Source organism: Yaniella soli, assembly GCF_054782375.1.
The window spans coordinates 146,562-161,684 of sequence record NZ_BAAGSP010000005.1 but is presented as its reverse complement, the minus strand read 5'-3'; the positions used below and the strand labels follow the sequence as shown (position 1 = coordinate 161,684).

10 protein-coding genes are annotated in these 15,123 nt (G+C 54.4%); 6 read left to right on the top strand and 4 right to left on the bottom strand.

Translation table 11 applies throughout. The features are described 5' to 3' along the window. The first annotated feature begins 262 nt into the window (after window positions 1-262). Complete coding sequence (gene secA, locus ACYVJT_RS04430) at window positions 263-3,010, top strand: preprotein translocase subunit SecA (protein WP_343956368.1); 2,748 nt, start codon at window positions 263-265, stop codon at window positions 3,008-3,010. Here the strand turns inward: secA and ACYVJT_RS04425 are convergent. Further along, a complete protein-coding gene (locus tag ACYVJT_RS04425; RefSeq protein WP_343956367.1) occupies window positions 3,007-3,657 on the bottom strand; it encodes an Rv3235 family protein in 651 nt (216 codons plus the stop codon). The two genes, secA and ACYVJT_RS04425, sit on opposite strands and share 4 nt — an antisense overlap. A 37-nt stretch (window positions 3,658-3,694) precedes the next feature. Further along, window positions 3,695-4,723 carry a LysM peptidoglycan-binding domain-containing protein gene (locus ACYVJT_RS04420; protein ID WP_343956366.1) on the bottom strand — a complete coding sequence of 343 codons (1,029 nt, stop codon included), beginning with the start codon at window positions 4,721-4,723 and terminating at the stop codon, window positions 3,695-3,697. Window positions 4,724-4,948: 225 nt separating this feature from the next. On the opposite strand from ACYVJT_RS04420, the gene ACYVJT_RS04415 reads away from it, so the two are divergent. Next, a complete protein-coding gene (locus ACYVJT_RS04415; protein WP_343956365.1) occupies window positions 4,949-5,518 on the top strand; it encodes a hypothetical protein in 570 nt (189 codons plus the stop codon). A gap of 15 nt (window positions 5,519-5,533) precedes the next feature. On the opposite strand, the gene ACYVJT_RS04410 is transcribed toward ACYVJT_RS04415, so the two are convergent. After that, window positions 5,534-5,761, bottom strand: coding sequence for a helix-turn-helix domain-containing protein (locus tag ACYVJT_RS04410; RefSeq protein ID WP_343956364.1), 228 nt, complete (start codon window positions 5,759-5,761; stop codon window positions 5,534-5,536). Between the two features lie 210 nt (window positions 5,762-5,971). Here ACYVJT_RS04410 and ACYVJT_RS04405 point away from each other — a divergent pair, with 210 nt between their 5' ends. From ACYVJT_RS04405 to ACYVJT_RS04390, 4 genes are all read left to right on the top strand, one after another. After that, window positions 5,972-6,610 carry a flagellar biosynthesis protein FlgA gene (locus ACYVJT_RS04405; RefSeq protein WP_343956363.1) on the top strand — a complete coding sequence of 213 codons (639 nt, stop codon included), beginning with the start codon at window positions 5,972-5,974 and terminating at the stop codon, window positions 6,608-6,610. 6 nt (window positions 6,611-6,616) lie between these two features. Continuing rightward, a complete protein-coding gene (locus ACYVJT_RS04400; protein ID WP_343956362.1) occupies window positions 6,617-8,191 on the top strand; it encodes a CpaE/TadZ family protein in 1,575 nt (524 codons plus the stop codon). 102 nt (window positions 8,192-8,293) lie between these two features. Then, a complete protein-coding gene (locus ACYVJT_RS04395) occupies window positions 8,294-13,156 on the top strand; it encodes an NAD-glutamate dehydrogenase (protein WP_343956361.1) in 4,863 nt (1,620 codons plus the stop codon). 48 nt (window positions 13,157-13,204) lie between these two features. Continuing rightward, complete coding sequence (locus ACYVJT_RS04390) at window positions 13,205-14,683, top strand: sensor histidine kinase (protein WP_343956359.1); 1,479 nt, start codon at window positions 13,205-13,207, stop codon at window positions 14,681-14,683. Between the two features lie 82 nt (window positions 14,684-14,765). Here ACYVJT_RS04390 and ACYVJT_RS04385 read toward each other — a convergent pair whose 3' ends face one another. Next, the gene (locus ACYVJT_RS04385) at window positions 14,766-15,014 is read right to left on the bottom strand and encodes a WhiB family transcriptional regulator (RefSeq protein WP_343956358.1); all 249 of its coding nucleotides are present in this window, start codon (window positions 15,012-15,014) and stop codon (window positions 14,766-14,768) included. Between the last annotated feature and the right edge of the window lie 109 nt (window positions 15,015-15,123).

The following is a 15,123-nucleotide window of genomic DNA, read 5'->3' as shown; positions in this document are numbered from 1 at the left end:
TGGAATAGTGGTCTCAACACTCACTATTTTCCCACGTCAAAGACGCACCTCCACGTTAAAACGCCGTAACCACACCCAACTCATCGGTGGATCAAGGCTTAAAGCTGGATGCTTAAACATGATGCCTCACCGGCCAACGGTGGGGCATCATGTACGTGTCGGCTTCTCAGTTTGGCAACTGTGAAGTCTCGAGACGTAGACTGTCAAGAGTGCGCGGCACACAACCCCGCCATAATACGTAGACTTCGGGAGTACAAGACACGTGGCATCATTTATTGAACGGATTTTGCGAACCGGTGAGAAACGCAGTCTCAAACGATTGCGGCAATACGCAGACGCCGTCAACTTGGTCGAAGAAGACTTCAAAGCGCTAACTGATGCCGAGTTACGTGCCGAGACAGATAGCTTTAAAACGCAAATTGCCGATGGCGTGAAGCTCGATGCACTCTTACCTGAAGCGTTCGGTGCTGTGCGAGAAGCTGCCGCTCGTACAGTTGGCCTGCGGCACTTCGACGTGCAGCTTATGGGTGGCGCCGCCTTACATGAAGGCATGATCGCTGAAATGAAGACGGGTGAAGGTAAGACCCTGGTCGCGACGGCCCCAGCATATTTGAACGCGTTGAGCGGCGAATCCGTACATATTGTCACAGTGAATGATTATCTTGCGGAATACCAATCTGAACTCATGGGGCGTATTTTCCGGTTCTTGGGAATGAACACCGGCGTGATTTCCTCCGGGCTACCACCATCCCAGCGCAAAGCGCAGTACGATGCCGACATCACCTACGGCACGAACAACGAATTCGGCTTCGACTACCTTCGTGACAACATGGTGATGTCGAAAGACGATATGGTCCAACGTGGACACGGCTTTGCCATCGTCGATGAAATCGACTCTATTCTGATCGATGAAGCACGTACGCCGCTCATTATCTCGGGCCCAGCACAGGGTGATGTCTCCGGCTGGTACTCCCAATTTGCGAGTCTTGCACCTCGATTGAAAATCGATATTGACTACGAGATCGATGAGAAAAAGCGGACTGTGTCTGTATTAGAACACGGTATCGATAAGGTCGAAGACTGGCTTGGCATCGAGAATCTGTATGAGTCTGCTAATACCCCACTTATTGGCCACCTCAATAATGCTATCCGTGCAAAGGAATTATTTTTGCGCGGTCGTGAGTACGAAATCATTGACGGCGAAGTACGTATTATCGATGAGCATACCGGGCGTATGTTGCCAGGGCGTCGGCTATCTGATGGTTTGCATCAAGCCATTGAAGCCAAGGAAAAAGTAAAAGTTAATGCGGAAAACCAAACGCTTGCCTCGGTGACTTTGCAGAACTATTTCCGCAAGTACAACAAACTTTCGGGCATGACCGGTACAGCAGAGACTGAAGCGGCTGAGTTTATGTCCACGTATGAGCTTGGCGTGGTGCCAATCCCAACACACCGGGAGGTACAGCGTCATGATCAGCAGGATCTCGTATATAAGCATGAGAAAGCTAAATTCGCTGCGGTTGTAGAAGATGTCGTGGAACGCCACAAAGCAGGCCAACCTGTTTTGATTGGTACGACATCGGTAGAAAAATCTGAATACGTCTCCAAGCTACTGGCCAAGGAAGGCGTCAAACACGAAGTGTTGAACGCAAAGAATTATGCTCGTGAAGCAGCCATCATTGCTGAAGCTGGGCGTCTTGGGTCTGTGACAGTTGCTACCAACATGGCTGGTCGCGGTACCGACATTATTCTTGGCGGTAACGCAGAGTTTGCTGCCGTAGCCGAAATGAATCGTCGCGGCTTGGATCCTGAAGAGCACGCCGAAGAGTATGAAAACGTTTGGACTGAAGTCTTCGCCCAAGCTCAAGAAGATACGAAACAAGAACGCGAAGCAGTTAAAGAAAGCGGCGGCTTGTATGTCCTCGGCACTGAGCGTCACGAGTCGCGTCGTATCGATAACCAGCTTCGTGGTCGTTCTGGCCGTCAGGGCGATCCTGGCGAATCTCGCTTTTACCTGTCCATGACAGATGACCTTTTGCGGTTATTCAACGCAGGGATGGCCCAACGCGTTATGGGCATGAGCAACTATCCAGACGATATGCCGCTGGAAGCGAAGATGGTTTCGAAGGCGATTGAACGCGCCCAGGGGACCGTGGAAGAGCGCAACACGCAGCAGCGCAAAGACGTGCTCAAATATGACCAGGTCATGAACTCCCAGCGTGAAGCAATCTATGCCGACCGTCGCCAGATCCTAGAAGGCGAAGATCTGCAGACGCAGATCGAAGAGTTCATTGAGGGTTCGATCTCCGACATCGTCGATGATGCATTCCAGGTCGGCAACGACGAGGAAGTTGACGGGGACCAGCTATGGCACAACTTGAAAGGGCTCTACCCGGTCTCGCTCACACAAGAAGATATTGAACAAGAACTGGGCTCACTCTCCTCGGTGAAACCGGCTGATCTGAAACGAGAGCTCATCTCTGATGCCAAAGTCCTTTACGGGCTCCGCGAAGAGGAGCTCGGTGAAGACTTGCTTCGGAACGTCGAACGTCGAGTGTTGCTGGAATCATTGGGCCAGAAATGGCAGGAACACCTCTACGAGATGGACTACTTGCGTGAAGGCGTTGGACTGCGAGCTATGGCTCAGCGGGACCCACTGGTGGAATACCAGCGTGAAGGCCACACGATGTTCCAGTCGATGATGCAGGCCGTTAGAGAAGACACCGTGTACAAAATGTTTCACGCCAAGGTTCGTAAACCGGAGCTTAAGGTCGGCTCGAACATGCCCGGGGTTGCCGCTGATTTCTCACAGATCGCGAACTTCGGAAATCAGAAACAACAACCGCTGCAGTATTCTGGGCCGTCCGCATCTTCTCCGGGGGCTACCACTACCCAGACTCGTGCCGCTGATGGACAAAAGGTGACTCAACCGCAGAAGTCTCGTGCCGAACGTAAGGCAGACGACCGTGAAGCACGCAAGGCAGCGAAGAAGGCTCGGAAGAACTCCTAGCCAATTTCGAATGCCGTTACCCGCCAGCGTTCGCGATGTAGTTCCAAACGCATCGCGATCGCCCGGGCGCGCTGACCGACCTTTATGGTCATGGAAGTCTCCCACGCGCCGTTTTGACACACGGCGGCGCGAACAGCGATAGGAGTAATCGAGGGAACCTTCGTGGAGTCCTCGCCGCCGCGCTGGGCCATGAGATATTTCCCATTGGCTGTGTGCTCAACCCGTGGTCGCAGTTTATGAAACAGGTCCAGTTCCATCCACGAACTCAGCTGCATAAACGGCCGTAGCCCCAGCTCCGCTTCGACAAACGCTGATCCGATGGTTTGGGTCATGTTCTTCATGGACTCAATTTGCAGCAAATGCCGATTATCGATGGATTTTGGGGCGCGCTTCTGTTGCAAGTCGACGACATTGGAGCGAACAAGACCACCGCGGAGACTTTCGGCGGGTGCATATTCTTCGAGGGGCTGCGCGACTGAAAGCGAGACATTGGCAGCATGGCGGACATCGGTTGTGAGGGTCCCCGGAACAGTATCGATGCTGAGCTTCTCGTCAGCGACCGGCGCGAGGTTCGGTGCCCTTTTGAGGGGCACATCGTTTTCTGAGAGATTCTCGAGATGTAATGGTTCGTGGAGTGCGGTAGACATGGTTTCCCTTTCTTACGGTGTGCATGAGATGAGCAGATTAGTGGGTGAACGGCGGTGCGTTCAGCACCGTTCCTGGTGTGATGGAGTGGGGATCATCGCCGAGTACATCGTGGTTATGCTGCCACCACTGACGCCAGCGTTGATCAATTTGTGTCAGCGTGGCTTCAGCACCAAGCTCCTGATGGGCGATGTCCCATAAACTGTCACCTGTTTTGATGACGAGAGAGGAGTCTGCGTCGTGTCGGTCGGGGTTTGGAGCAGCAATATATGGCGACGGCAATGGTTTTTGGGGCACGAAGACCTCCGGCATGCCCCGATTGGGTGAAACCTCCTTCGACTTGTCAGTAGCTGGGACGGGGGTGACCGGCATCGTGGTCGTCTGCCGAGGTTTAGGTTGGACTGCACCACCGGTCTGTTCTTTATCGGGAGGGGAAGCCGTCTGACCCTCAGGATGGATCTCACTGGACAGACGCTCTGTTGGCACCGTGGTGGTGACAGTGGGTGAGTGCTGATCACGAGGCGAGTCGGATTGCTCAGATGTAGCAATCGGCGCTTCCACGGAGCTTGTTGGATTTGATTCCGCTCCAGCCTGCTGCTGTGAAGCTTGCGTCTGTGGCGTCTGCTCCGCTACGTCAGGCATAAACGGATTATCAGTCGGCGTGGAGGCAACTTCGGTCGACGGTGGCGGCGATTCCTCCGCAGCGAATGCTTGTGAACCGAATGCAAGCTGTATGCCAAATACCGAAATGATGATGCGCTGCAGGAATTTTGGGGTCAAGAGCCCTGACCAATAGGCCATCACCTTGTTCCTGGTCTTCAGCGCTACGGCAAAGCCCAATCCTGCGATGAGGAAGATAAACCACAAGATGCTCAGACCGGTTCCAACGAAACCGCAAAGCAAGGCGATCCAATATTCCAAGGTTTGCATGGATGACGCTGCAGGGGTGTTTTCCCATGTGTGACCGATCCACCACAGCAGCGGTCCCGCAAGCAATCCTAGAACTGTAAGCAGAATATCCTCGGTAGCCAGCCGTTGTGAACTACCGTCAGAGTTGTGCCGTTGCATGATTCTCCTGAAGCCAAGTGCAAATGATTTTGTTCAATGACTGTAGTTTTACAGAGAGGAGTTTTAGATGTCAATGCTTCATGTAGAACTCATTTGATCATGTTTGGTTCATTTGAATTATTTACGACCATGAAATATGCCGACTCATGTGCGGCATGGGTTTGATTTTCAATGCTTAGCGGCTCATGCAGTGAGTTTTGCTGCGACAGGACTTAGGGTAAATTCATGCGTTGGAATGATTTATTCGCTGATTTAGAGTCCCAGCTGGAATTTGGGCAGTGGCAAGCCGTTGAACAAGACGCAGCGGAGCTGACTCGTGGCATATGGGCAGATTTGACGCTGATGGATCGTGTGCGCGCGGCGCTGAGGCAACGGATGCGTTTTGTATTACAAGATGGGCGCACACAGGATCTGCAATTGCAGACCGTTGGGCCCGTCTGGGTTGGTGGCGTTGATGACATGAGCGCGGTGGTGATTACGCGAAACGCCATTGCAGGCATCGACGCGAATCTCAAAGGCGCTATCGTGCCCGATCGGCCGTTACGGGCTGGTCCAAGTATGGCCGCGATCTATCGCATTTTGGCACGCAGGCGAGAAGCGATCCAAATCGTGGGGCGTAACGGAACGACCATTGCCGAAGGCACGATTGACCGCGTCGGAAAAGATCACGTTGATGTGGCATTACATGCCAGGGACGAGTTCCGTCGTGCTGCAGTGCTGCAAGGGGTTCGTGTCATCCCATTTGAAGCCATCATGATGGTGCGAGCTTCACCGATGGGCCTGGACGATATCTAGACTCTGGGCACGCACCTACTGGTGCTGGTTGGTCTGCTGGTGTTCCGAATCCACGACGCGCTGTCGTTGTTCTTGGTGGAGCTGATCGATAAAGTCCTCGAATTTTTGTGAATCGACGCGCCACTGTCCACGCCCACCAATCTGAAAGGCCTCTAGTTCACCTTTCAATACCATGGTGCGAACCGCCGCGGTTGAGATTTGGAGTTCTTCTGCAACATCCGTCAAAGTCAGAAAGCGAGGCACTGCAGCTCCTAAAAATACGATAGTTTAATGCTCGTTGTTAACTTTAGAGTACTGCAGGGCCAAATTGTTCACAAGTGCGACTATGTGCATAACCTTGATAAATAGGCGGTTTTTGCCGAAATTCTTTCTGAAGCGGGGAATCAGGACTTTCGTTCTTTGGTCTGATCGGACACAGTAGATGTTTGGAAGACTCACACCTGAGGAAAATACATGATCGAAAAACCAGCAGAAGCGTCCCGTATTCGACCGCCTGGCTGGCGGGATCCACGACTGATCGTTGGGGTCATTCTTGTCGTGCTCTCTGTCGCAGGGGTCGTAGCACTCATTCAGGCAGCGGACTCTCGCCAGGGGTATTGGGCGGCATCAGTTGATGTTGTGCCCGGCGCCCAAGCTAACGCTGAAGATTTTCATATTGTCCAGGCAAGTATGTCAGAATCTTCGGATCAGTACTGGTTAGCAGACGAGGAACTGCCGCCACAATTTCTCGTCTCTTCCACCATTCGACAGGGTGAACTCCTCCCCAAATTCGATGTGGCCGAGTCTGATCCCGACGGGCGTCAACAGGTTGGTGTGCGAGTATCGCAGGATATGCCCGCGTCCGTAGACGTTGGGTCACGGGCCGACGTATGGGTAGCTCTTGCGAGTACTGATGGGCGGGGTTTTGAAGAACCGACCAAGATGATAAACAACGCCGAGGTGGTGGGCATGGATGACAATACATCGGCTTTTGCCGCGGCAGATACGACCACAGTGCATCTGATGCTGTCTGACGAGGCGCTTCCGTCGGTATTGGACGCCCAAGCCAATGGGGCGCAGATCTCTCTAGTGCCTACGACCGTCGAAAACTAATACGTGATGAAAATACTGAGCGTTGCAACAACCATCAACCCACGTTTTGACCACGTCACCCCGATTGAATCAACTCGTTCAGACGTGACCATCACTCATCGGTGCCATGTGATCGCCGAGCTGATAGCAGTCGCTCGCTCTGGATTAGTCGATATGGTGCTTGTGGCAAATGACCTGGAACTGGTGAACCTAGAAGCACTCCAACAACTCGCAGGTGCAGACGGATACGGCCCCAGGGTCGCCGCCATAAGTGACGTCACGGAGGACCGACAACGCCTGACCGAACTGGGCATACCGGTGGCCTCACCGCATCTCTCAGGGCACGAGTTTGTGCAATGGCTACAAGAGGTACACAGTCAGGAGACCGTGCATGCTCAAGCATCGAGTGAATTGACTGCAGACGAACTGCAGTTTCTAGAGCAGATGGATCCGGAACATAAGCCGCCAGCCACTACAGAGGCCGTTGACAAGCTCGCGTCGACATCGCGTCCTGGACGACGTGCTGCGCCATATGATCCGACCACCGACATACCACCCGACGACGTTCAGGCGCAGGCGCTTGGCCACGAACCACCGACGTACGATAAGTTGGAAGTCGATGACGAGCCGGAAATACAGCCTGACGAAGAGCCTATTGAACGACCTCCGCTTGGTCATGTCACCGCAGTTTGGGGGCCCACCGGCTCGCCTGGAGTGACGACCGTTGCGGTGAATATGGCCGTGGAATCTGCGATCGCCGGCCACCGAACACTATTGATCGATGCAGATACCTATGGGGCAGCTGTTGCAGTGCACTTGGGGCTGTTGGACGACACCGCAGCGATTGCGCAGGTATGCCGAGCGGCAGAACATCGCGGTATTGATGCAGCCGGACTCGCGGGGTTCGCCCAGAAGGTCCGAGTACACGGGACACAGCTTGACGTGATCACCGGGCTGACCCGTGCTGAACGTTGGCCTCAACTTCGCTCGGCCGCGTGGTCGCAGGTACTGGACGCAGCTCGCAGTGGTTGGGACCAGATCTTTATCGATTGTGGATTTAGCCTGGAACAAGATGAAGAGCTGAGTTTTGATATCCCGGCTCCACAACGAAACGCCACTACGATCACTGCGGTCACCACCGCGAACACCGTCATCGCGGTGGGTACTGGCGATCCAGTGGGTTTCGTGCGTTATATGAAAGGGCTGGAACGGCTGAGTGAAATCACCCAGTCCAGCATTGTGCCGGTGGTAAATAAGGTCGCCTCAATGACCTCCGGGGTGAGCCCAAAACACCAATTGTCGGGTGTCTGGGAACGCTTCGGCCCGTCTTTGGAACTTCGACATTTTTTGTCCTGGGCACCAGATGTCACTGCAGCAGCGCTATTAGGCGGCAAAACTTTGGCCGAAACCGCGCCGAAGGCCGAGTTGCGCAAAGCTATCCAAAAAATTATGCACACTTGTGTGCCGGCACCCGTATCGACCGCAGCGAGTTCGACGTCCGAAACGGCCGATAGTGCCGGAACCAAACTGGGCTTACGCGGAGTTCTTGGAAATGTGAAACATCGGATGGTCAAGCGACACCGAGAACAGATTCGTCAGTAGATTTTTGACGACCAACCCTATGGCTTGATCGGAGCAGAAGCTAGGGTGTGTGGTGGCGGCAATGGAGCCGCCCCTCTGCAATGTTTCGCAACAGAAAGATACATGATGCCCGCTAAAGATCCATTGTGGACAGCGCCGTCCGCAGGTAGTCAACTCGAAGCAACTGACGAGCTGATACAGGCCTACTTCCGTCATATCGCTCCGGCTGACCAACAAGTCCTCGGCGAGGAAGGACGCGCGGCCATGGTGCAATCGCATCTAGAGCTGGCCGTCGAAGCCGCAGGAGAACCCGAGATTGGTGTCGTACGTTCCACACGGCATGCCGTCATTCAAGTAGTGCATCCAGATATCCAGTTCCTGGTGGACTCGGTTTCGGCAGAGCTGAATAAGCTCGATGTGCCAATTTCAGTGATCGTCCACCCGATTGTGGTCGCCCAGCACTCGGAAAATGACGACAAGCTCACCGCCATCTTCGAACTGCCGGCTCACCGACCCAGAATCTCTGGAGATCCGGCCATGCCGCTGGAACAAATCCCAGCGGCGCCCGATGGTTACCGAGCTGAATTGCAGTCATGGATCTCCATTCAGACGGGCGTGCCGCTGGATGATGAACAAATTGCTGAACTCGAAAGCGCCGTGTCTGGCGCATTGGCCGATGCTCGCGCGGCCGATAATGATTTCGAGCTACTCAAAGAAGCGGCAACCCACACTGCTGATGCGTTGCGGTCCGAAAGTCCTGAATCGACCCGGGGCGCCGAGCATGCAGCGCAATTACTCGAGTGGATGCGCGACGACAACTTTGTCTTTCTCGGGTACCGCGAGTATGAATTGGCGACCACGGCCGACGGTGAACAGTTCTTAGACGCAAATCGTGACACCGGACTTGGAGTCATGCGAGACCGGTCCTCAACGGCCAGAGCACTGACCGCATTAGGGCAGCAGCAAATCGATAGCCCGTCGCCGCTGATCATCACGAAAACGAATTCTCGGTCGCGTGTGTACCGCAATGCGTACATGGATTTCATTGCTGCCAAGAAATACGATGACCGTGGCACCGTAGTGGGGGAGCGTCGTTTCATTGGGCTGTGGCGCCCCACGCTAGAATCCATGCCAATCGACCAGGTGCCCTATGCGCGCGAATTAGCTCAACAGGTCCGAGCCGATTCCGGTTTCGCCCCAGATTCTCACTCAGCTGCAGCATTAGACTACGAACTCGAACGCTACCCACGCGATGAGATGCTACAGATGGAGCCCAAGGAAATCCTGGACACGATGCTGGGGATTTTATCATTGGGGCAACGCCGTAAAACACGGCTCTTTTTGCGGCCGGATATATACGGTCGCTTCATGACCGCGATGGTATACATTCCGCGTGATCGGTATAACACCTCTGTTCGCTTGCGTATTCAAGATGTGTTGGTGCGTCACCTCAGCGCCGAATCACTGGACTACCATGTGTACCTTGATGAGTCGGTCTTAGCTCGCATGTTCTACCGCATACAGTTGCCACAGGACTGGCAGGGGTACGACTCGTTAGATCATCAAGATATTGAAGAAGACCTTGTGATGGCGGTGCGCTCGTGGAAAGAGGGCGTGGATATTCAATCGGTCACGGTGTTTGGAGAAAACTCCGGGATTGAAGCAGCCCAGGTCTGGGACGAAGCGTTTCCGCCAAACTACCGAGTGCGCTTCGAAGTTGATGATGCGATGGAGGATATTTCTCGCTTCACCGCGCTGGATGGCAACTGCCCGGCAATCTATCTTGTCCCCAGTGAAACCGGTGCGCGCCTCAAAATCTATTCAGCCCAAGCCATCACATTGACCACCCTGATGCCCATTCTCGGCGAGCTCGGGCTGGACGTCACCGACGAATACCCATTCCGTATAACACCGCGCAATCGGGACAGCTATTATCTCTACGACGTAGGACTCCTTGCACGAGACGATGTCAACCTCTCCAGTGTTGGACAGCTGCTGGAAGACACCGTTGCCGCAGCCATCGTTGGAGACATTGAAGCCGACTCCTTCAATAAGCTCGTTTTGCATCAGGGAATCGCGCCAAACTTAGTCTCAGTGCTGCGCTCCTACGGCCATTACCTACGGCAGCTCCAAGTGCCAAACTCGCTGCAGTTCATGGCCGAGATATTGTTAGCGAACCCCGCGGTGACAGCCGGCCTGATCGAATACTTCGAGACCCGCTTCGATCCGAACCTTCCCGCCGCAGGAGAGGAACCGAATGGTGTCGCCTCGCAGGCCCGCAAGGATGCACAAGAAACCATCGTTGAGAGTCTGCTGGAACGGATAGACCAGGTCGCAACCCTGGATGCGGACCGACTACTGCGCCAATACCTGACCGTGATTCAAGCCACCGATCGCACCAACGTGTATACGGGTCACGGCTGGCAGAGTTTCAAACTATCACCGCAGCAAATACCGTTTGCGCCACTGCCCAAACCCCTTCATGAGATTTGGGTCCACTCACCAGAAATTTCAGGTGTGCACTTCCGCTTTGGCGCGATAGCACGCGGTGGGCTGCGTTGGTCCGATCGTCGTGAAGATTTCCGCACCGAAGTGCTCTCTCTAGTCCAAACCCAGCAAACCAAGAATGCAGTCATTGTTCCACAGGGCGCAAAAGGTGGCTTCTTCGCCCACAAGCTGCCGGACCCGGCGGTCGATCGCAACGCGTGGATGGAAGCGGGCAGGGAGGCCTACCGGACCTTCATGCGAGGTCTGCTCGACCTCACCGATAACCAAAAAATGATCGATGGTGAGCAGCACATCATCACCCGCGATCACATTATTCGCCATGATGACACGGACTCGTACCTGGTGGTTGCCGCAGATAAGGGGACCGCAGGATTCTCTGACACAGCCAACGAGATTGCAGCTGAATATGATCATTGGTTGGGGGATGCATATGCCTCCGGTGGGTCCGTCGGTTACGACCACAAGGAAATGGGTATCACTGCCCGGGGTGCGTGGGAATCCGTCAAGTCGCACTTTGGCACACTCGGCAAAGACGTTTCAGCTGAACCGTTTACGGTTGTGGGCATCGGTGACATGTCCGGTGACGTCTTCGGTAACGGCATGCGCCGCTCACGTCATACCAAACTGCTCGCAGCATTCAACCACCTGCATATTTTCATTGATCCGGATCCCGATCCGGAAAGTTCCTTTGAAGAACGTGAACGTCTCTACTTCACGCCGCGGTCTACGTGGCAAGACTATGATGCTGACCTGATCTCAGCAGGCGGTGGAGTCTTTAAACGCTCTGCGCGCTCCGTGGAGATCACCGAGCAAATGCGCACAGCGTTCAATATCGAAGCCGACGTGACTCAGATGACGCCCAATGAGCTCATCAAGGCAGTGCTGCTAGCCCCCGTAGACCTGCTTTACAACGGCGGGATCGGAACGTATATCAAGTCATCTGAAGAAACTCACGACGAGGTGGGGGATCGGGCGAACGACCCGATTCGCGTGGATGGCGATCAACTGCGGGCAAAAGTTGTCGGTGAAGGCGGAAACCTTGGCGCCACCCAGTCCGGTCGTATAGAGGCAGCTCGCAATGGCGTGCTCCTCAATATGGATGCAATCGACAACTCTGGTGGCGTGGATGCCTCAGATAATGAAGTCAACATCAAAATCCTGATTGACACCATGCTGGCCGAAGGCGTCATCGAACCAGAAGAACGTACCGACTTGTTACTGTCCATGACGGACGAGGTTGCAGAACTCGTCCTATCGACGAACGTGGCCCAAAACGCGTTGTTGCGACTCGAAGAGGGCCTCGAAGACGACTGGACGCCTACCCTGATCCGACATACGGCCTGGTTAGAAGAACATGCTGGATTGGACAGAGCACAAGAATCCATCCCAACCGAAGAGGAGATTCGAGAGCGCACTCGACACGGTGAAGGGTTCGTCACCCCAGAACTGGCCGTCTTAGCGTCCTACACCAAGATTCAACTCATGCACGACATCTTGGCCTCACCATTGGTTGAGGATGAGTGGTTCGACAAGTGGCTCTACGCATACTTTCCGAAAACGTTGCAACAACGCGCGGGCAGTACGGTACTGCGCCACCCGTTGGCCAACGAAATCACCGCGATGCTCATCGCGAATCATGTGGTTGATACCGGGGGTATTACGTCCGTATTTAGGGCACAAGAAGAGACCGGTGCCGATGTTCACACCGTCGTGGAATCATTTTTGACTGCACAAGAGGTCTACGGTCTCAACGAATACCGTCGCGAACTTGATACGTTACCGCGGTCAATGGATGCCGAGATTCGCTGGCAATCAGGCTATGGACTGCGTCGCTTAACCGATCGGCTCACTCGCTGGATTATTCACCACCAGCGCGCAGACCTGAGCATGGACCAGCGTATCAGCGCCTATCAAGACCAAGTCCGATCACTGCTTCCACAAATTACCGAACTGTTTATCGGTGACACGCAGAAGCGATACGAAACGGATCGTGACCATCTGATTGAGGCGGGGTTCCCACAACAATTGGCGGCCCGAACAGCGCGCATCTTCGAGGCATATTCGCTGCTGGACATTGTAGAGCTATCGTCACGCATCGACGTAGACCCACAACGAGTGGTCGGTGTATTCTTTGCGCTGCATAATGAGTTTGGGGTGAGCAACCTGTTGCATCTCATCACCGGACTCCCACGCCGCACACGCTGGGAATCGCTGTCACGAGTCTCCATGCGCGAGGACCTGTACTCGTGGTTGACAGAACTCACCGGAGAAGTAGTACTAACCGAAGGTACCGAACAACTCGATGCTGTCGAAGCAATCGATCACTGGGAATCGGACCATCTGCGCCGTGTGGCGCGCGTGAGAAGTTTCCTCGAAGAGCTGTCCGAACAGCTGAACGAACAAGACACCGACAACGGTTATACCGATTTGTCGATGCTGACCGTTGTACTTCGACGGCTGCGTACGCTGATCTTGTAAACACGACATAGCTTCGTAAAACCCGGGGGACGAGACTACGCTACTATCATGCGCACCTCGTCTCCCGGGTCTTCTCATTCCCAAGCACATCTCCAACGACTCGAGCTCATTTCCAGCGAATGGCAAATCGCCGCTGATCTGTCGTTCTGTGACCTCGTGCTCTGGTACGCGGAAGACGATACCTTTCTGGCGCACGATCAGGCTCGCCCGGTCACGGCGCAAACCACATTGCCGCAGGACCTCACGGGTACCCGACCACCAGAAAATCTGCAGCCCTTGCTCGCTCACGTCGTTGCGAACCAACAACCGGTCGGTGCGGGTGAGGACTACCCCGTGGGACCACCTGGGGTTTCAGCCTGGCCCGTCGTGTGGAAAAACGACACCATTGCCGTGATCACTGTGCACCAGAACCTCGTCTCCCAGCGGCACGCGTCACGGTTAGAAGAGGTCTACCGGCAATCGGCCTATGACCTGTTCGTGATGATCGCCAACGGTATATGGCCTGCTGAAAATTCGAAGGCATCATCGACGAGTCACGGAAATCCCCGGGTCGGTGACGGACTTGTGCGCATTGATGCACATGGTCTCGTCTCCTATGCTTCCCCTAACGCCACCTCCGCCTTCAGAAAGCTCGGAGTGCGGGAGGCCGTGGATGGGCGCCAACTTTCTCGAATGGTGACCAATCAGCTGGATCAGGGCATACCCATTGATGAATCCATGCCCACGGTACTTTTTGGCAGATACTCGGCTCGTGTCGATATCGAGACACGAAAAGTCGTCTTATCTGCACGTTCGATTCCACTCATCGATGGCAGTGGGGAACATTTCGCTGCGCTGGTGCTGCTGCGCGACATTACAGAAATTCGTCGACGTGATGAGCAGCTGATCAGTAAAGATGCCACGATCCGCGAGATCCATCACCGTGTTAAAAATAATCTACAAACTGTTGGTTCGTTGTTACGGATGCAATCACGACGCATGACCTCCGATGGTGCCCGCCAAGCGTTATTACAGGCGATGTCTCGGGTTGATGCCATCGCGTTGGTCCATGAAACGCTATCTCAAACGATGGATGCCACGGTGGATATGGACGACCTGCTCAACCGACAGTTCAGGATGGCAGTCGATATTGCCGCCGAAGGTCGAGCGGTGACCACCACGATTGACGGCAGCTTCGGAGCCCTCCCGGGACACTTGGCCACACCGCTTGCGCTGGTCGTCAATGAGTTGGCAACGAATGCGGTCGAGCATGGGACCAGTGCTACTGGCGGCAACGTGGACTTGAGCGTTAAAAGACTGCAACGGCCTGGCCACTCCCATCCTTATGTGCAAGTGGAAGTGGTAGACGAAGGAGTCGTTGATGCGCCCGATGCAATCACTACCATCGGGAGTGGTCTCGGCACTCAAATCATTCGAACCCTGGTGGAGTCTGATTTACGAGGCACAATCAGGTGGCACCGACAGAGATTTGATCAGCACGGAGCCGTTGGAACACGGGCTGTGGTGCTCATTCCGCTAGACCATTAAACGAAATCCACGTCCCTCGTCCACGAAATGAAAATGGTGTTGCACACATGTGCAACACCATTTTTCGAGGGCTAATGTAGCATTACGATGCGCGACGCGCCCGAGCCTTACGACGTTTGAGCGCACGACGTTCATCTTCGCTCATGCCGCCCCATACACCGGAATCTTGTCCGCTATCAATGGCCCACTGCAGACAGACCTCCTGCACAGGGCATGTTCGGCAAATTGCTTTCGCTTCTTCGATCTGCAGTAGTGCAGGTCCGGTATTACCAACCGGGAAGAAGAGTTCTGGATCCTTGTCCAGGCAGGCTGCGCGGCTGCGCCAATCCATGTGATCGCTCCCTAAGAAAACGCTTATCAGCGTAAATAAAAAACTTGGTTACTCACCAGTAGTTCCAAACGTTCGGCATATCGCAACGACGTGAGGTGTCTCCGAATGA

Coding starts and splice junctions, on each gene's coding strand:
- ACYVJT_RS04425 (WP_343956367.1), bottom strand. CDS start 3,657: ATGTCTACCGCACTCCACGAACCATTACATCTCGAGAATCTCTCAGAA.
- ACYVJT_RS04420 (WP_343956366.1), bottom strand. CDS start 4,723: ATGCAACGGCACAACTCTGACGGTAGTTCACAACGGCTGGCTACCGAG.
- ACYVJT_RS04415 (WP_343956365.1), top strand. CDS start 4,949: ATGCGTTGGAATGATTTATTCGCTGATTTAGAGTCCCAGCTGGAATTT.
- ACYVJT_RS04405 (WP_343956363.1), top strand. CDS start 5,972: ATGATCGAAAAACCAGCAGAAGCGTCCCGTATTCGACCGCCTGGCTGG.
- ACYVJT_RS04400 (WP_343956362.1), top strand. CDS start 6,617: ATGAAAATACTGAGCGTTGCAACAACCATCAACCCACGTTTTGACCAC.
- ACYVJT_RS04395 (WP_343956361.1), top strand. CDS start 8,294: ATGATGCCCGCTAAAGATCCATTGTGGACAGCGCCGTCCGCAGGTAGT.
- ACYVJT_RS04390 (WP_343956359.1), top strand. CDS start 13,205: ATGCGCACCTCGTCTCCCGGGTCTTCTCATTCCCAAGCACATCTCCAA.
- ACYVJT_RS04385 (WP_343956358.1), bottom strand. CDS start 15,014: ATGGATTGGCGCAGCCGCGCAGCCTGCCTGGACAAGGATCCAGAACTC.